The sequence below is a fragment of the Burkholderia sp. Bp9016 genome, from assembly GCF_003857765.1.
GTDB lineage: Bacteria > Pseudomonadota > Gammaproteobacteria > Burkholderiales > Burkholderiaceae > Burkholderia.
In genome coordinates this window covers 26,158-42,006 of the sequence record NZ_QTPY01000030.1, presented here as the reverse complement: position 1 = coordinate 42,006, position 15,849 = coordinate 26,158, and the positions used below count along the sequence as shown (strand labels likewise).

15 protein-coding genes are annotated in these 15,849 nt (G+C 66.2%); 6 read left to right on the top strand and 9 right to left on the bottom strand.

The window, feature by feature from the left end:
• Positions 1 to 95 precede the first annotated feature (95 nt).
• Both DIE13_RS28040 and DIE13_RS28035 read left to right on the top strand, forming a co-directional pair.
• The gene (locus tag DIE13_RS28040) at positions 96 to 995 is read left to right on the top strand and encodes a LysR family transcriptional regulator (RefSeq protein WP_124830299.1); all 900 of its coding nucleotides are present in this window, start codon (positions 96 to 98) and stop codon (positions 993 to 995) included.
• A gap of 213 nt (positions 996 to 1,208) precedes the next feature.
• Entirely contained in the window at positions 1,209 to 1,742 is a 534-nt protein-coding gene (locus DIE13_RS28035; RefSeq protein ID WP_124830298.1) for a class IV adenylate cyclase, read from the top strand.
• A 54-nt stretch (positions 1,743 to 1,796) separates the two neighbouring features.
• On the opposite strand, the gene DIE13_RS28030 is transcribed toward DIE13_RS28035, so the two are convergent.
• On the bottom strand, positions 1,797 to 2,282 hold the full coding sequence (locus tag DIE13_RS28030; RefSeq protein ID WP_124830297.1) for an Lrp/AsnC family transcriptional regulator: 486 nt from the start codon (positions 2,280 to 2,282) through the stop codon (positions 1,797 to 1,799).
• A 106-nt stretch (positions 2,283 to 2,388) separates the two neighbouring features.
• Here DIE13_RS28030 and phhA point away from each other — a divergent pair, with 106 nt between their 5' ends.
• A complete protein-coding gene (gene phhA / locus DIE13_RS28025) occupies positions 2,389 to 3,315 on the top strand; it encodes a phenylalanine 4-monooxygenase (RefSeq protein ID WP_124830296.1) in 927 nt (308 codons plus the stop codon).
• Positions 3,315 to 3,743 (top strand): 4a-hydroxytetrahydrobiopterin dehydratase, encoded by a 429-nt coding sequence (locus tag DIE13_RS28020; RefSeq protein ID WP_409333480.1) that lies wholly within the window; start codon positions 3,315 to 3,317, stop codon positions 3,741 to 3,743. Before phhA ends, DIE13_RS28020 begins: the two co-directional genes overlap by 1 nt.
• Before the next feature lie 92 nt (positions 3,744 to 3,835).
• Here DIE13_RS28020 and DIE13_RS28015 read toward each other — a convergent pair whose 3' ends face one another.
• Positions 3,836 to 4,066, bottom strand: a complete 231-nt coding sequence (locus DIE13_RS28015) for a DUF3717 domain-containing protein (protein ID WP_069746363.1) — start codon at positions 4,064 to 4,066, stop codon at positions 3,836 to 3,838.
• A gap of 122 nt (positions 4,067 to 4,188) precedes the next feature.
• Between DIE13_RS28015 and DIE13_RS28010 the strand changes: the two genes are divergently transcribed.
• Together DIE13_RS28010 and DIE13_RS28005 are read left to right on the top strand one after the other, a co-directional pair.
• Entirely contained in the window at positions 4,189 to 4,881 is a 693-nt protein-coding gene (locus DIE13_RS28010) for a response regulator transcription factor (RefSeq protein ID WP_006401494.1), read from the top strand.
• Between the two features lie 118 nt (positions 4,882 to 4,999).
• A complete protein-coding gene (locus DIE13_RS28005) occupies positions 5,000 to 6,484 on the top strand; it encodes a sensor histidine kinase (protein ID WP_124830295.1) in 1,485 nt (494 codons plus the stop codon).
• Between the two features lie 107 nt (positions 6,485 to 6,591).
• Here DIE13_RS28005 and DIE13_RS28000 read toward each other — a convergent pair whose 3' ends face one another.
• The 7 genes from DIE13_RS28000 to mnmC form a co-directional block, all read right to left on the bottom strand.
• Positions 6,592 to 7,122, bottom strand: coding sequence for an SET domain-containing protein (locus tag DIE13_RS28000; RefSeq protein ID WP_124830294.1), 531 nt, complete (start codon positions 7,120 to 7,122; stop codon positions 6,592 to 6,594).
• A gap of 179 nt (positions 7,123 to 7,301) precedes the next feature.
• The gene (locus DIE13_RS27995) at positions 7,302 to 8,414 is read right to left on the bottom strand and encodes an NADH:flavin oxidoreductase/NADH oxidase (protein ID WP_124830293.1); all 1,113 of its coding nucleotides are present in this window, start codon (positions 8,412 to 8,414) and stop codon (positions 7,302 to 7,304) included.
• 188 nt (positions 8,415 to 8,602) lie between these two features.
• Complete coding sequence (locus tag DIE13_RS27990; protein WP_124830292.1) at positions 8,603 to 9,313, bottom strand: glutamine amidotransferase; 711 nt, start codon at positions 9,311 to 9,313, stop codon at positions 8,603 to 8,605.
• A 28-nt stretch (positions 9,314 to 9,341) separates the two neighbouring features.
• Positions 9,342 to 9,980, bottom strand: a complete 639-nt coding sequence (locus DIE13_RS27985; protein ID WP_096506737.1) for a MarR family winged helix-turn-helix transcriptional regulator — start codon at positions 9,978 to 9,980, stop codon at positions 9,342 to 9,344.
• 505 nt (positions 9,981 to 10,485) lie between these two features.
• The gene (locus tag DIE13_RS27975; RefSeq protein WP_096506738.1) at positions 10,486 to 11,601 is read right to left on the bottom strand and encodes a YbdK family carboxylate-amine ligase; all 1,116 of its coding nucleotides are present in this window, start codon (positions 11,599 to 11,601) and stop codon (positions 10,486 to 10,488) included.
• A gap of 14 nt (positions 11,602 to 11,615) precedes the next feature.
• Entirely contained in the window at positions 11,616 to 12,830 is a 1,215-nt protein-coding gene (locus DIE13_RS27970; protein WP_124830291.1) for a cation:proton antiporter, read from the bottom strand.
• A gap of 687 nt (positions 12,831 to 13,517) precedes the next feature.
• Positions 13,518 to 15,488 (bottom strand): bifunctional tRNA (5-methylaminomethyl-2-thiouridine)(34)-methyltransferase MnmD/FAD-dependent 5-carboxymethylaminomethyl-2-thiouridine(34) oxidoreductase MnmC, encoded by a 1,971-nt coding sequence (gene mnmC / locus DIE13_RS27955; protein ID WP_124830289.1) that lies wholly within the window; start codon positions 15,486 to 15,488, stop codon positions 13,518 to 13,520.
• Positions 15,489 to 15,849: the final 361 nt, after the last annotated feature.

Below are 15,849 nucleotides of genomic sequence, written 5' to 3'. Positions count from 1 at the left end.
CCGGTGACGCGATTGATGAAGCGTACTCCCGCAGCCGGCCGGCGATCCAATGAGTTATGCTGAACTGCGTTATAAGCTGCACTCATATCACGACGATGGATCTCACCCTGCTCCGCGCGTTCGCGACGGTCGCCCGAGAAGGCAATCTGACGCGGGCCGCTGCCCAACTGCACGTGACGCAGCCGGCCGTGAGCCTGCAGATCAAGCATCTGCAGGAAACGCTCGGCGTCGCGCTGTTCACGCGCACGTCGCGCGGGCTCGCGCTCACGCGCGACGGCCAGACGCTGCTGCCGCACGCGGAGCGCGCGCTGGCTGCGGCCGCCGACGTCGCGCGCGCCGCTGCTGCGCTGCGGCACGAGGTGCGCGGCCGGCTCCGGATCGGCACGATTCTGGATCCGGGCTTCCTGCGGCTCGGCGGCTTCCTGCGCGCGCTGGTCGAAACCCACCCGCAGGTCGAAACCGCGCTGCGGCACGGGATGTCGGGATGGGTGCTCGAACAGGTGCGTGCGCGGGCACTCGACGTCGGCTATTACATCGGCCGGCCCGGCGAGGACGATCCGCGCGACGATGCGCTCTTCCACACCGTCACGCTCACGCATTTCCAGTACCGCGTGCTCGCACCGGCCGGCTGGCGCGAGCGCGTGCAGCGAGCGCACGACTGGCGCGCGCTCGCCGCGCTGCCATGGATCTGGACGCCGCCGGCATCCGCGCATCACCGGCTGCTGTCGCGCGTGTTCGCGGCGGCCGGCGCGCAGCCGGTCAAGGTTGCCGAGGTCGACCAGGAGCAATCGATGCTCGATCTCGTCAAATCGGGCATCGGGCTGACGCTCGCGCGCGATTCGACCGCGCTGGCCGAAGCGCACGCGCATGCGCTGACGATCGTCGAACGCGTGACGATGCCGACCCAACTGACGTTCGTAACGCTCACCGAGCGGCGCGACGAGCCTGCGATCACGGCTGCGCTGCGGCTGATCGAGACTCAGTGGGCGATATGAGTGCGGCTGATGGCGTCGTGGGCGGGCGTTCGATGAACTGCAATGCGTGACGTGTTGGCAATCGGGCAATCGTAGTCGCGCGCCCCGCACCATCGCGGTCGAGCCCGATCGCCCGCCCCGCCTCGCATCACCGCGTCGTCACGCCACCATCGCAAGCTTTTTGCTAGATTGTGCGTTCGCACACCGCGAGACCCCGGATTGAAGGAGACCCGCATGGCCCGCAACATCGAGATCAAAGCCCGCGCCCGCGAATTCGACCAACTGCGCGAACGCGCGGCGGCGCTCGCCACCGAAGCGCCGCTCTTCTACCGCCAGCAGGATTTCTTCTACGACGTGCCGCGCGGCCGGCTGAAACTGCGCCGCTTCGAGGACGGTACGCCGGCCGAGCTGATCTTCTACCAGCGCGACGACCGCGACGGCCCGAAGGCGTCGTACTACACGCGCAGCCCGGTCACGAACCCGGACGCGATGCATTCGCTGCTCGCGACCGCACTGACCACGCGCGGGATCGTGACGAAGGAGCGGCACGTGTACCTGGCCGGCCGCACGCGCATCCACCTCGACCGTGTCGACGGCCTCGGCGACTTCATCGAACTGGAAGTCGTGCTCGGCCCGGACGACGATGAAGCCGGCGGAGAGGCCGAAGCGCACGACGTGTTCGCGAAGCTCGGCGTGTCGTCGGACGATCTCGTTGCGGTCGCGTACGTCGACCTGCTGAACGCCGATACGCAGTCCGAAGCGGCCTGATCCGGCCCTCGCCGCGGCGAGGCCTTGTACCCCGCCGCCGGCCCGGCCACCGCATCATGCCGCGCCGGGCGCCAGATGCGCGAGCGGCAGTGCGCCGTTGCGCTTGAAGGTCGTCAGCACGATGTTCGAGCGCACGCTGTCGACACCCGGCACGCGCATCAGCTTCTTCATCACGAACTGCGACAGCGCGCTCAGGTCCGGCGCGACGATCCGCAGCAGATAGTCGGCATCGCCGACCACCGCATGGCATTCGAGCACTTCGGGCAGCACGTCGATCTGCTGCTGGAACTGCTCGATGATCGAATCGCCGTGGTGCTTGAGCTTCAGGCTCGTGAACGCGGTGACGCCGAGCCCGAGCTTCTCGGGGCGCAGCATCACACGGTAGCCTTCGATCACGCCCGCCGCTTCCAGCCGCTGCAGCCGCCGGCCGATCTGCGACGGCGACAGCGGCACCTCCTCGCCGAGCTGCTGGTGCGTCGCGCGTCCGAAGCGCTGCAGCACGTCCAGCAGCGCGAGATCGAAGTGATCGAGTTCCAGCATGAGCATTCTCCGCATAAATTCCTGATTTGATGCGCAATTATCGCATCAACATGTAAATCCACGCCATCTTTGCGCCCATTCCGCACGGCTGCCGCTCTACACTTGCATGATTCCCAACCACGGCATGCAGAGCCCGATCATGTCCACCGTCGTCACCGCGAAACTGCAGGAGCAGTTCGACGCGGGCCTCGAAACCCGCGCCGATTTCACCATCGACCAGCCGCTCGAACGCTACGGCCAGGTCGACCACGCGGTGTGGCAGCAGCTCTATGCGCGACAGTCGGCGCTGCTGCGCGGACGCGCGTGCGACGCATTCGTCGCCGGACTCGGGAAGATCGACCTGCCGGCCGACCGCGTGCCGTCGTTCGCCGACGTGAACCGCCAGCTGAAGCCCGCCACGGGCTGGGAAATCGTCGCGGTGCCGGGCCTCGTGCCCGATCGCGTGTTCTTCGAACACCTTGCGAACCGGCGCTTTCCGGTCACCTGGTGGATGCGGCGCCCCGACCAGCTCGACTACCTGCAGGAACCGGACTGCTTCCACGATCTGTTCGGCCACGTGCCGCTGCTGATCGACCCGGTATTCGCGGACTACATGCAGGCGTACGGCCGTACCGCGCTCGCGGTCGCGGACGACGAAGCAGCGCTCGCGCGGCTGGCGCGGCTGTACTGGTATACGGTGGAGTTCGGCCTGATCCGCAACCCGAACGGCACGAACGGGCTGTCGATCTACGGCGCGGGGATCGTGTCGAGCAAGGGCGAGAGCCTGTACAGCCTCGAAAGCGCGGCGCCGAACCGGCTCGGCTTCGAACTGGAGCGCGTGATGCGCACGAAGTATCGGATCGACACGTTCCAGAAGACCTACTTCGTGATCGACGATTTCGCGCAGCTGTTCGCGCTCGCCGACGTCGACGGCCATGCGCTGGCCGAGCGGCTCGCCGAACTGCCCGAATTCCCGGCCGGCGCGGTGATCGACGGCGACCGCGTGCTGCAGCGCGGCACGGGCGAAGGTTGGCCGGACGACCCGGACGCGTGATGCAAACACTGGCGCCCGCCTCCGGATGCCCGTTCGCCAACTATGAAACAATGACCGGTACCGGCTTTGCCGCGCGGCCTCTGCCCGCGCGCGAGCGCCGTTACCGAACGAGGTGCAACATGATCCACAAGCTCACATCCGAAGAACGCAAGACCCGGCTCGAAGGCCTGCCGCACTGGACGGCCGTGCCGGGCCGCGACGCGATCCAGCGCAGCCTGCGCTTCGCCGATTTCAACGAGGCCTTCGGCTTCATGACGCGCGTCGCGATCAAGGCGCAGGAAATGAATCACCACCCGGAATGGTTCAACGTGTACAACCGCGTCGACGTGACGCTGTCGACCCACGACGCGGACGGCCTGACCGAACGCGATATCCAGCTCGCGCAATTCATCGATCAGGTCTGCGCGCACACCCAACCCGCGGCCTGAGCGTTTCCTCTGCCGCCGCGCATCTTTCGACGCGCGGCGCGTCAACTTTTCATTTCGATGAACGTTTTCTAGGATGTACTCAGTGGAAGCCTTCAGCTTTCCAAGCCATCCTTAAGGCGCACGTAAGTCTCGTACGCTTTCCGCGCCTTGGGGTCCAAACCTTCCAGTTGCAGCGCGCTTTCGCGCTGTACAATCAGCAGCGCATACGGCTTGGAGAGCGCGTTGGCCTCTTCGCAGAGTTTGAGTTCGTCGCCGCTCGACGGCGAGCGGGCGCGCCAGAAATTGATCGCGGCTTCGAGGTCGTGGATCGAAATATCGGACATGATTGGATTTAATCGTTCGCTGGCCGCCATGCTTGATGTCAGGCGAAGCGGCGCCCCTGTGGAAACGGCGTCGTGCTGTCCGCGTGCCTGAACCGCCAACCCATTGTACTTGAGCGAACTTCATGCGACTCCTTCTGATCGAAGACGACCGCCCCATCGCACGCGGTATCCAAAGCAGCCTCGAGCAGGCTGGCTTCACCGTCGACATGGTGCATGACGGCATTTTTGCCGAACAGGCGCTGGCACAGAACCGCCACGAACTCGTGATCCTCGACCTCGGCCTGCCGGGCATCGACGGGATGACGCTGCTCACGCGTTTCCGCCAGACGAACCGCCACACGCCCGTCATCGTGCTGACCGCTCGCGACGAACTGAACGACCGGATCCAGGGCCTGAACTCCGGCGCCGACGACTACATGCTCAAGCCGTTCGAACCGGCCGAGCTCGAAGCGCGCATCCGCGCGGTGATGCGCCGCAGCGGCCCGCACAGCGACATGCCGCGTCCGGAAGTGTCGCTCGGCGGCGTCCGCCTGTCGGGCGTCGATCGCCGCATCTTCAACGACGACAAGCCGCTCGAACTGTCGCCGCGCGAGTTCGCGGTGCTCGAGATGCTGCTGCTGCGTCATGGCCGCGTCGTCAGCAAAGCCCAGCTGCAGGATCACCTCACGCACTTCGGCGGCGATCTCGGCGACACCGCGATCGAAGTCTACGTGCACCGGGTGCGCAAGAAACTCGAGCAGTGCCGTGTCGAAATCGTCACGGTGCGCGGCTTCGGCTACCTGCTGCAGGAAATCCGCCAGACGGCGAGCGTCTGAGCGGTGCCGCACGCCGGCCGGCCACGTGCCGCCGCCGGCGAGCGCCCTGCCCGCGTCGCCATCCGACGCACGACCGCGCCGCTCCCCGTGAGCGGCGCTTATCCATTTGCCCGTCGAAATGTCTTCTGATCCGGCTGTAACCACCAGCCTGCGCCGCTCGCTGCTCCGGCGCCTCGCCGCGCCGCTGTCGATGCTCGCGCTGATGAGCGGCCTGATTGCCTACTGGCTCGCGTGGCAATACACGCAACACGTGATCGACCGCTCGCTCGCCGATCTCGCGACCGCCATCTCCAAACAGATCCAGATCGCCGGCCCCGACGCGCCGTTCACGGTGCCGCCGCTCGCGCAGGCGATGTTCTCCGATCCGGCCGAGGCGCTGATCTACCGGATCAGCGACGGCGAGCAGGAGCTCGCCGGCGACCCGAAGCTGCCGCTGCAGGGCATCAACGTGCGCCGCATGCATCACGCGTACGTGTTCGAAGCCGAGTACGATAACCGCGCGGTGCGGGTCGCGCAGGTGCGCGTCGACGATGTCGAGGGCGGCCGGCCGATGGTGGTCGAAGTCGCGCAGCCGGTGCGGCACCGCTACCGGATCGCCGCCGAATTCCTCGTCGCGATCATGATGCCGCTGCTGCTGCTGCTGCTCGCGGGCTGGGGCATCGTGTGGCGCGTCGTGAACCAGCAGCTCGGCCCGCTCACCCATCTCGCCGATTCGCTGAACCGGCAGACCCACACGTCGCTGGAGCCGGTCGACGAAACCGACGTGCCGCTCGAGATCCGGCCACTGACGAGCGCGATGAATGCGCTGCTCGGCCGCCTGAAGACGGCGCTCGACGCGCAGCGCAAGTTCATCGCCGATGCCGCGCACCAGTTGCGCACGCCGCTCACGGCCGTGAAGCTGCATGCCGAGCAGGCGGCCGTCGCGCGCGACCCGCAACAGACCTATACCGCGGTGCGCGAACTACGCGCCGCCGCCGACCGCGCGGTGCGGCTGTCGAACCAGTTGCTGTCGCTCGCGCGCGCGGAGCCGGGCGAGCAGGCCGCGCGTTTCGTCGACGTCGACCTTGCGGCGATGGCGTTCGAGACGGGCGCCGAATGGGTGCCGCGCGCGCTCGCGTCGCATGTCGACCTCGGCTTCCAGCGCAGCGACGAACCCGGCGACGATGAAAAGCTGAACGTGCGTGGCAACCCGGTGCTGCTGCGCGAGGTGATCGCGAACCTGCTCGACAATGCGTTGAAGTATGTGCCGCTCGCGCGGCCGGACGGTGCGCGGATCACGGTGAACGTCGCACGCGGCGCGCTCGAGAGCGGCCAGCCCGCCGCCGAGATCGTCGTCGAGGACAACGGCCCGGGCGTGCCCGCGAACCAGCAGGCGGACCTGTTCAAGCGGTTCTTCCGCGGCGATGCGCAAAGCGGCAACGGCGTCGAGACGGGGGCCGGGCTCGGCCTCGCGATCGTGCACGACATCATCGCGATGCACGGCGGCACGGTGTCGTATGAAGACGCGTCGGAAGGCGGTTCGCGCTTCGTGGTGCGCGTGCCGCTCGCCGAACGGGCCGAGACGCCGACCAGCGAAACGCCGGCCGCCACACCGACGCACTGAGCCAGGAACGGCGGGCCCGCATCGGGATGGATGGCCGGGCTGCGCGGCGATACGGCGCACGGCGGCCATCCGGCAACGCAGCCGCGCGCGATGCGCGGCCGCGTGGTTCACTTCTTCTTTTTCCTGTCCTTCGCGCCGGACTCGGACTTGCCGTCCTTCTTGTCCTTCTTCTTTTTCTTTTTGCCGTCGTCGTCCGGCGTCGCGAGCAGCGTGCCGCGACACGTCGCCGCGCCGCAATGGCACGCGTATTCGCGCTTGAGCTTCTTCGTGAGCTTCTCGTCGATCACGAGGCCATAGTCGTAGAACAGCTCCTCTTCCGGGCCGATGTCGCGCAGCGCGTGGATGAACACGCGGCCCTTGATCTCCTCGGCCTCGCAGTTCGGCGCGCACGAATGGTTGATCCAGCGCGCGCTGTTGCCGTCGATCTTGCCGTCGATCACGCCACCCTCTTCCAGTGCGAAGTAGAACGTATGGTTCGGCTCGTTCGGGTCGTGCGGATGGCGACGCAGCGCTTCCTTCCATGAAATCCGCTCGCCCTTGTATTCCACTACGCGCTCGCCGGCCTTGATCGGTTCCACCGCGAACACGCCCTTGCCGTGTACTCCCGAGCGGCGCACCGCGATCCTGCGTGAACTCATCGAACGAATCCTTGTGAAGACGACTTGAATGGAAGACGGCCGCGATCGCGGCCCTGTGCCGCGCAAACGAAAACGCGGCACCGCTCGGTGCCGCGTCGGGGCATGCGGCGAATCACCCGCATCCTACACGTTCACGATTGCTTCGTTCAACATCGCGCGCAATGTTGCGCGCATGACGCTCAGCGCTGACCGAATTCGATGTCGCCGAACAACGCCTTGTGCTCGCGCGGCTGCGAGCGCCAGTACTGCGGCGGCGCCGACACCTGCGCGCCGAGCTCGGCGGCCGCATGCCACGGCCAGCGCGGGTCGTACAGCATCGCGCGCGCCATCGCGACGAAGTCGGCGTCGCCGGCCTCGATCAGGCGGTTCGCATACGCGGGCTCGTTGATCAGGCCCACCGCGATCGTCGGCATCCCGACCGCACGCTTCACGGCTTGCGCGAACGGCACCTGGTAACCCGGCGACAGCGGAATTTTCTGCAGCGGCGACACACCGCCGGACGACACGTCGATCCAGTCGCAGCCGCGCCGCTTCAGTTCGTGCGCGAACGCGATCGTGTCGTCGAGCTCCCAGCCGCCCTCGACCCAGTCGGTCGCGGACACACGCACGCCAACCGGCCGGTCCTCCGGAAACGCCGCGCGCACGATGTCGAAGATTTCGAGCGGGAAGCGCATCCGGTTCTCGCGCGAACCGCCGTATTCGTCGGTGCGCCGGTTCGAGATCGGCGAAAGGAACTGATGCAGCAGATAGCCGTGCGCCGCGTGCACTTCGATCGCGTCGATGCCGAGGCGTGCCGCGCGCTTGGCGGCCGCCGCGAACGCTGCGCGGATCCGGTTCAGGCCGGCCGCATCGAGCGCCAGCGGCGGCGTCTCGCCGTCCTTGTGCGGAACGGCCGACGGCGCATGCGGCAGCCAGCCGCCGTCGGCGACGGATACGAGCTGGCCGCCCTTCCAGGGCACCTCGCTCGACGCCTTGCGCCCGGCATGCGACAGCTGCATCGCAACGCGGACCGGCGAGTACTTGCGGATCGACGCCAGCACGGGCTTGAGCGCCGCTTCGGTCACGTCGTCCCACAAACCGAGGTCGCCGGCCGTGATGCGTCCATCGGGTTCGACGGCGGTCGCTTCGATGCAGAGCAGGCCCGCGCCCGACAGCGCGAGATGGCCGAGATGAATCATGTGCCAGTCGGTCGCCTCGCCGCGCTCGGCGGAGTACTGGCACATCGGGGAGATCACGATACGGTTCGGAAGGGTCACGCCGCGCAGCGTGAACGGGGAAAACAGCGCAGTCATGGATGCCGCTCGCCAGGAAGGGGAAAGAGCAGACGAGCGTAGCACGCAGCCTGCAAGCGTGCTGGCGACCGGATCGGCAGTAAGCGGATGGTCAGGTCGGGGCCGGCACACGGCCGACGGCGACACGGGATGCACGGCGAAGCCGGCCCGAATGCGAGCCGGTCACGCTCAGTCCGGAATGGGCGGGATCAAAGCCCGACGCTGTCGAGCCACTCCGCGAACATGCGCCGCGCGGCCGTCTCGAGCACGGGACCATGCTGCGCGGTATCGGCACGCAACTGGCGCGCGTCGATACCGGGCGTCGACGCGATCTCGCCTGCGTTCCCGATCAGCCAGGGTTCGAAGCGGTCGGCGCGGATTTCCGGATGGCATTGCAGCGCCAGCACATGCTGCCCCCACGCGAACGCCTGGTGGCGGCACACGGGCGTCGACGCGAGATGGATCGCGCCGCCCGGCAGATCGAACGTGTCGCCGTGCCAGTGCAGCATCGACGTCGCAGCACCATCGAGATGACGCAACGGCGACGCGCGGCCCGCGTCGGTGAGCGTCAGCGGCGCCCAGCCGAGTTCCACCTGCGCAGCCGGATAGACGCGCGCACCGAGCGCACGGGCGATGAACTGCGCCCCCAGACAGATGCCGAGGATCGGCAGGCCCGCGTCGATGCGCCGGCGCACGAGCGCCGCGAGCGGCGCGATCGACGGGTACTGCGCATCGTCGTACACGCTGAGCGGGCCGCCGAGCACGACGAACAGCGACGGCTGGAGCGCGTCGAGCACCTCGAAGCGCGACGAGCCGACGTCGACGTAACGCACCCGACGGCCGCGCTCCCCGAGCACCTGCTCGAAGCTGCCGAGGTCCTCGAAATGCACATGGCGGATCGCCACTACTTCAGCGTTCATCATCGGCCTCCCGGTCGATCGACGGACGTCAGCCGGCGAAAATCTTCCAGGTCTTCTTTTGCGTCGCCGCGTCGGCTTCTTCGTGCACCGAGCAGTCCAGACGCAGATCGCTGTCGGCCATCGAGATGTCGAGCGTCGCGCAATGGTGCAGCGTCTTCTTCGACGGCTTGCCCGGCTGGAACGACGAGCACGTCAGGCACATGCGCTGCGGCGGCGTCACGCCGGCCACCTGCAGTTCGCGCAACGTCTTCAGCAACGCGCGATACAGCGTGCCCTGCTCGTCCGCGCCCAGCTTGCCGACCGCCTTCGTCAGGAATTCCGGCCATTGCAGCGCCTTCTTTGCCGCCGTACGGCCGCGGGCCGACAGGCGCACCGCGAGTGCGCGGCCGTCGTCCAGCGCACGACGCTTCTCGACGAGCCCCTTCGTCTCGAGCGTGCTGACCGCATCGCTGGTGGTCGCGGCGGTGAGCTGCGTCTCGCGCGCGATCTCGCCGAGCCGCATCGGGCCCTTGCGCTGCAGCAGCAGCACCAGGATCTCGCCCTGCGTCGGCGTGAGGCCCGCGCCTTCCGCCCAATCCCATGCCTGGCTTCGCATGGCCGTACTCAACCGCAGCAGGCTGTGGGTCACACGTCCCGAAGCCTGATTCCCGTAAACGCCTTCGCTCATAGTCTTTTCGCTTTGCCGCCGCCCGGATTGCCGAGCAGCCGTAGTGTGGAGATCGAATGTCTATCTCAAAACAGACGCCCGTTGAAGAGCGTCGACACGGCCGTCGCGAGGCACACGCGGCGGTCGCGTTCGCGGCGACCGGTGAGACACGCGTCGTTCCGGTGTCCGCAAAGCCGACATTCTAAGCGAGAGCGGAAAATCGCACAGCTAAGTTATCCCCTTCATTTTGTGGAAAATCGCTGGATAACCGTTTTTTTTCGTTGTGCCTGCAATGTCCGCGGGCCGTGCGGCGGGACACGAAAACATTTTCCTGTTCGGATCGGCCGCCGTGCCGGCGGCCCGGATCCACCGGGTTATCCAGCCCGCAGAGCATTGACTTTGAAGCGGAATATCCGGTTATCCACAGAATTTCAGGACGATTGGCAACACGATCGGGCCGAATCGGCGTCGACCGTCGTCCAGCGAATCGCCGCGCGGTCGAGCCTGTAATCTGCAAAACATATTTTCATTCGCGCCAGCGCAGGCACTGCTGGCGAACCGTCTCGTTCAGCGATTTTTCCTGCTTGAAAACGGTTCTCAACCACGACGCGTCGTTGACGCGCGCCTTCGCGAGCGCGCCGATCTCGTCGAGCGCCGCGCGCGAGCCGAGCGCGGCCGCATGCGGCGCGATCCGGTCGAGCGTGTCGAGGATGTCCTCGGCGATCGTGCGGCGCTCACCCGTCTGAGGATTGACGCAGGTACCCTCGAGCCCGAAGCGGCACGCTTCGAACCGGTTGAACGTGTAGACGAGGTAGTCGTCCTCCGACAGCTTCAGCGGCCGGTCGGTCAGCAGGTAGCGCGCGAGCGTCTGGATGTAGCACGCAATCGCCGCCGCGCGGTCGACCGACAGCGGCGTATCCATCACGCGCACCTCGATCGTTCCGTAGCCGGGCTTCGGGCGGATGTCCCAGTAGAAGTCCTTCATCGAGTTGACGACGCCCGTGTTGACCATCTTCGTGAAGTACTCCTCGAAGCTGTCCCAGGTCAGCACGAAAGGCGCTCGGCCCGACAGCGGGAACGCGAACACCGAGTTCAGGCGCGCCGAATGAAAACCGGTGTCGACGTTCTGCACGAACGGCGAAGACGCGGACAGCGCGATGAAGTGCGGAATGAAGCGCGACATCGAGTGCAGCAGGAACAGCGCGCTGTCCGGATCCGGGCAGCCGATGTGCACGTGCTGGCCGAACACCGTGAACTGCTTCGCGAGATAGCCGTACAGCTCCGAGATGTACTGGAAGCGCGGCGCATCGTAGATCTGCCGGTCGCTCCATTGCTGGAACGCGTGCGTGCCGCCGCCGCCGAGTCCGACGTTGAGCTGGTCGGCCGCCTTCACGAGCACGTCGCGGATCGCATGCAGCTCGCTGACCGCCTGCTCGTGCGAATGGCAGATGCCGGTCGACAGCTCGATCATGCTCTCGGTGATTTCCGGCGTGATGTTGCCGGGGAAGGTTTCGCCCTGAATCAGGCGCATCAGGTCGGATGCAGCCTTGGTCAGATCGTAGTTGTGCGTGTTGACGACCTGGATCTCCAGTTCGACACCGAACGTGAACGGTTCGGAATTGACGAAGGTTTCGAGTGCCATGGCAGGTTCCGGAATCAGTTTCTGTCGCTACGTTCGCTGACCGCCGACAGGCATCGGTAGACGACGAACGGGCTGACGAGCTGCAGGATCACGATCGAGCACATCACGATCGCGCGCAGGTGCGGGTCGAAATTCGGATAAAGCTGGTAGGTGTCGTCGACGAGCAGGTACGACAGCGCGGACATCGGCGTGAGCGCGATGCCGAGCGCGACGCCCTGCTTCATCCCGAGCCCGCTCGGCTTCGCGAACACGACGACGCCGGCCAGCTTCGCGGCGAGCCGCGTGACGATCAGCGCGATCGCGAACAGCCCGCCGAGCGCGATGTCGCCCCACGTGAACGACGTGAGCGTCAGCACGAACAGGACCACCGTCAGCAGCCAGCCGGCCGTGCCGAAATGCTCCGGCCACAGCTGCGGACGCGCTTCCAGGTTCTTCACGATGATGCCCGCGAGCAGCAGCGTGAGCAGCGTCGACAGCTTCAGCGCCTGGGCAACCGCGATCGCAAGCATCACGAGGCCGAACAGCGCGACGAACGAATGCTCGTCGCGCATCGTCGAGGTCATGTGGCGGAACAGGTAGTTGCACGAGCGCGCGACCAGATACGCGACGATGAACGAACCGACGATCAGGTAAAGCGGTTGCAGGATCGTCGCGAAAACGTTCCCGTACGCTTCCTGGTGAAGCCAGCTCGTCACGAGCTTGGTCAGTACGATCGCGTACACGCTGTTGAGCGCGGTCAGCGTGATGAGACGCTGCGACACCTGCCCTTCCGCGCGCAGTTCGGTCTTCAGCTGGATCACCATCGATGGCGACGTCGCGATCGCGATCGCCGACAGCACGAGCGCGACCATGCCCGACACGCCGAGCGCGAGCATCACGAACAGCACGAGCACGAACGTGAGCGTCGCCTCCGCGAGGCTCGATGCGATGAGCCACGGATTGCGACGAATCCATTTCAGGTCGAGGCGACTGCCGAGCTCGAACAGCAGCAGGCCGAGCGCGACATTCATCAGCAGCCGCGAAGTTTCGTCGGTACTCGAATCGATCACGCCGAATCCGAACGACCCGGCGACGAGACCGATCACCGCATAACCGGTAATGCGCGGCAACCGCCACGCGCGATAGCACAGCTCGCCACAGAGACCGGCCGCAAACAACGCGAGCCCGGCCCAGAACACGGCATCCGGCGACAGCGGCCAGTTGGGCAGGAATGAGAACGCCGACTTCATCGTGGTGACTTCTCCTTTGGAAGCAACCGCCAGCGACGCGGGGTCAAGCGTCAGAAATGAGATGCGCGCCGGCTGGGTATCGCCCCGAATGTGATTGTTGTGGTCGACGACGGCGAGACATGGGATTCGCCTGTTCCGCCATCCGGCGGAAATGTCGTTCAGGTTGCCGATCTGGATTGTCGGCCTGGTGTGTGAACGGACTACGCAGTCTCGAAGATTCAGATTCGAAAACGAGCCGACCGTTCCGTTGAAGCATGTCCGGCGCTTGGCCGAACTGACGCGAAGGAAACCGATTGTGCCACAGCTTTTTCGCTCTGGAACCGATTGAATCGACTTGCGGTGCTGTGAGGCATCACAGGTCTTTGGTTTCAAAGGTTTATCTGTATATATACGTAGTAGGAGTTAACAAAGCAGGCTCGATTCTGTGGATAACTCTGGTTTACGTAGCAAGATCAATGTGTTGGCGCTGCCATAACCCGTTGCACAGACTGTTTGCTCACAGAGGTTTGAGTTGAGCAACTTTTGGGCCGCTTCACAGCTGTGCCGAGTTGCCCAGTTTACGTCCACTGTGATTGCACACGAAGTGCGTGCGGATTTTGTGCGGTTATCCACAGCGCTGCGTGGATAACCTTGCACGAAAAAATAGGAAGACTGTGAGGATTCGACCGACCAATCGGCCGGTAGGTGTCAGCCGATGTGACGACCTCGCAATGCGCGGATCAGAAACCGCGCCGGGTCGACGGCATCGGCGAGTTCGCGCTCGAGCGGCAGCGGCTCGCCTTCGAGCTGGGACGCGATGAGCTCCGCGCCGAGTGCGGCCCACACGAGGCCGCGCGAGCCGTAGCCGAATGCGCCGTAGAGACCGGCGGTGCGCGGCAGGTCGCGCGCCTTCGCACCGCTCAGCGAGCGTGCATTCGCGACGGCCTGCGCTTCGTCGGCGAGCGGACCGATCAGCGGCACCCGGTCGGCGACGACCCAGCGGAACGCGACGCGACCGCGCAGCGCATCCGGGGCCGGCAGATCGCCGATCAGGCCGGGCAGCAGACGCCGGACGCGCTCGAGGTTATCGATATGTCCGGCGGTGCGCATCGAGGGATCGACGTCGTCGGGCTCGAAGGTCGCACCGATCAGCAGCGTGCCGTCGTCGAGGGGCACCGCGTAACCGTCGCCGATCGTCGGGCATGGCAGTGGCGCAGTGCTGCCGGGCGGCAGCAGCGTGAGCTGACCGCGCACCGGTTGTACCGCGACATGCCGCAGGCCTGCGAGCCGCACGGCGTCACCCGCGTTCGCAAGCACGACGACCGGCGCTTCGGCCAGCGTGCCGCCCGCCGCATCGAGTGCACGCCATGCGTCGCCGTGCCGTTCGAGCCGTGCGACTTCGGTGCCGGCGACAAGTGTCGCGCGCTCGCCGGCGGCCGCGAATTGCGCTGCGCAGAGCCCGGCCGGCCACACGGCGCCGCCCTGCGGAAACAGCAGGCCGCCATGCGCGACCGGCAGGTTCAGATGCGCGCGCGCGGCGTTGGTATCGAGCAGCGATGCGTAGTCGGATGGCGTGCCGAGTGCATCGAATGCGTCGCGCATCCGTATGAAATCGTCGGCCGATTCCGCGAGATGGATCATTCCGTGCGTGCTGCGCGCGAACGCATGACCGGCCGCTTCGAGTGCGCGCCAGCGTGCGAGCGCATGCAGAAAACCGGTGCGCGTGAGCCGGCTCGCGATGTTGTCGTCGCGCGTCATCAACGGATGGAATACGCCGGCCGGATTGCCTGACGCCTCGCTCGCGATCCGCTCGTGCCGCTCGATCAGCGTGACGTCCCAGCCGCGCGCGGCGAGGCGTTCGACCACCGCGCAACCTGCGAGGCCCGCGCCGATCACGATCGCGCTGCGCTCGGAAACCGGCAACGCGCGCGGCGGTTCGTGCCGGCGCATGTGCCAGCGCGGTGCATATTCGCCGACGCGCAGCGCCTGTTCGCCTGCGCAATCGTCGACGTCTCGATGCGTGAAGCCAGATGTATCGAGTGCATGTTTCACGGTGTCGTCGTGCGAATGCGTTGCGTAAGTCGCGCCTTCCGCGGCGATGCGTGCGAGCGCGCGAATCACGTCGGCCGACAACGAATCGTCATGCCCGGCCGATGCGCGATGGCCAAGATAGAACGCATCGGCGCGCGCGACGAGCCGTTGCAGCAGGTCCTGCGCATTGCCGAATGCGAGCGTGAGCACCACACGCCCGGCGTCGAATTCGAGCCGGTGCAGGCCGGGCACGAGCATCGGCCACGCGTCGACGAGTGCAGCGGCGCACGTCGATACGTTCTCCGAAATGGTTGCGCACTCGGCCATGTTTGAAACGGCACGACGCAGGTCGTCGCGCGAGAACGGATGCGGTTCGACCGCGACGAAATGCAGCCGCTCGCAGCGCTGCGGATCGTCACGCCATGCGGCCCAGGTCGCGAGGAAGCGGCCGCCCGCGCCGAACCCGGTCTCGACGATCGTGAACGTGCGGCTGCCGTGCCAGCGGGCCGGCAGCCCGTTGCCGGCGAGCATGCGATTCGCGTGTGCGAGCGCGCACGACGCGTCGCGATGGAGGTCGCCGTACTGCGGCGAGACGAGCGTGCCGTCGTCGCGAACGGCGAGCGTGGCGGGAACGAGTCGGTCGGGCATGCGAAACAAAAAACGTGGCAGCCAAGCCTGGCAAGGGATTGCGCGGAGGCGTCCGCGACGCCGTTGGCAAAAACCAACGGCGTTGCGCGCGGGCGGACCCGGCTGCGTATCCTGTCCGGTTGGCGCAGGTCAAAAAACGGGCAATCGACGATTCATTCGGCGAAATACCGATGAAAATCTTTGAAACCCTTGTCGTTATTGGGTTTGCGCTGCGCTATCATAGCAACGCCGTACCGCGGGGTGGCCTCCGGCAAGCCGGACGGCACGTCGCGCGGGCCAGGATTCGGCGCTGTGCCGTTGGAGTCAGACTCTCGACGGCACGGTTCGCGCACGTATAATCGGCGCGTTCGCGCTGTTCGTG

What these genes read in the sequence shown, in the direction of transcription:
- DIE13_RS28040 (WP_124830299.1), top strand. Translation starts at nt 96, where the DNA reads ATGGATCTCACCCTGCTCCGCGCGTTCGCGACGGTCGCCCGAGAAGGC.
- DIE13_RS27970 (WP_124830291.1), bottom strand. Translation starts at nt 12,830, where the DNA reads ATGAAGTCGGCGTTCTCATTCCTGCCCAACTGGCCGCTGTCGCCGGAT.
- mnmC (WP_124830289.1), bottom strand. Translation starts at nt 15,488, where the DNA reads ATGCCCGACCGACTCGTTCCCGCCACGCTCGCCGTTCGCGACGACGGC.
- DIE13_RS28000 (WP_124830294.1), bottom strand. Translation starts at nt 7,122, where the DNA reads ATGAGTTCACGCAGGATCGCGGTGCGCCGCTCGGGAGTACACGGCAAG.
- DIE13_RS28030 (WP_124830297.1), bottom strand. Translation starts at nt 2,282, where the DNA reads ATGCTGGAACTCGATCACTTCGATCTCGCGCTGCTGGACGTGCTGCAG.
- DIE13_RS28015 (WP_069746363.1), bottom strand. Translation starts at nt 4,066, where the DNA reads ATGTCCGATATTTCGATCCACGACCTCGAAGCCGCGATCAATTTCTGG.
- DIE13_RS28020 (WP_409333480.1), top strand. Translation starts at nt 3,315, where the DNA reads ATGCAAACACTGGCGCCCGCCTCCGGATGCCCGTTCGCCAACTATGAA.
- DIE13_RS28010 (WP_006401494.1), top strand. Translation starts at nt 4,189, where the DNA reads ATGCGACTCCTTCTGATCGAAGACGACCGCCCCATCGCACGCGGTATC.
- phhA (WP_124830296.1), top strand. Translation starts at nt 2,389, where the DNA reads ATGATTCCCAACCACGGCATGCAGAGCCCGATCATGTCCACCGTCGTC.
- DIE13_RS27985 (WP_096506737.1), bottom strand. Translation starts at nt 9,980, where the DNA reads ATGAGCGAAGGCGTTTACGGGAATCAGGCTTCGGGACGTGTGACCCAC.
- DIE13_RS28035 (WP_124830298.1), top strand. Translation starts at nt 1,209, where the DNA reads ATGGCCCGCAACATCGAGATCAAAGCCCGCGCCCGCGAATTCGACCAA.
- DIE13_RS27995 (WP_124830293.1), bottom strand. Translation starts at nt 8,414, where the DNA reads ATGACTGCGCTGTTTTCCCCGTTCACGCTGCGCGGCGTGACCCTTCCG.
- DIE13_RS27990 (WP_124830292.1), bottom strand. Translation starts at nt 9,313, where the DNA reads ATGAACGCTGAAGTAGTGGCGATCCGCCATGTGCATTTCGAGGACCTC.
- DIE13_RS28005 (WP_124830295.1), top strand. Translation starts at nt 5,000, where the DNA reads ATGTCTTCTGATCCGGCTGTAACCACCAGCCTGCGCCGCTCGCTGCTC.
- DIE13_RS27975 (WP_096506738.1), bottom strand. Translation starts at nt 11,601, where the DNA reads ATGGCACTCGAAACCTTCGTCAATTCCGAACCGTTCACGTTCGGTGTC.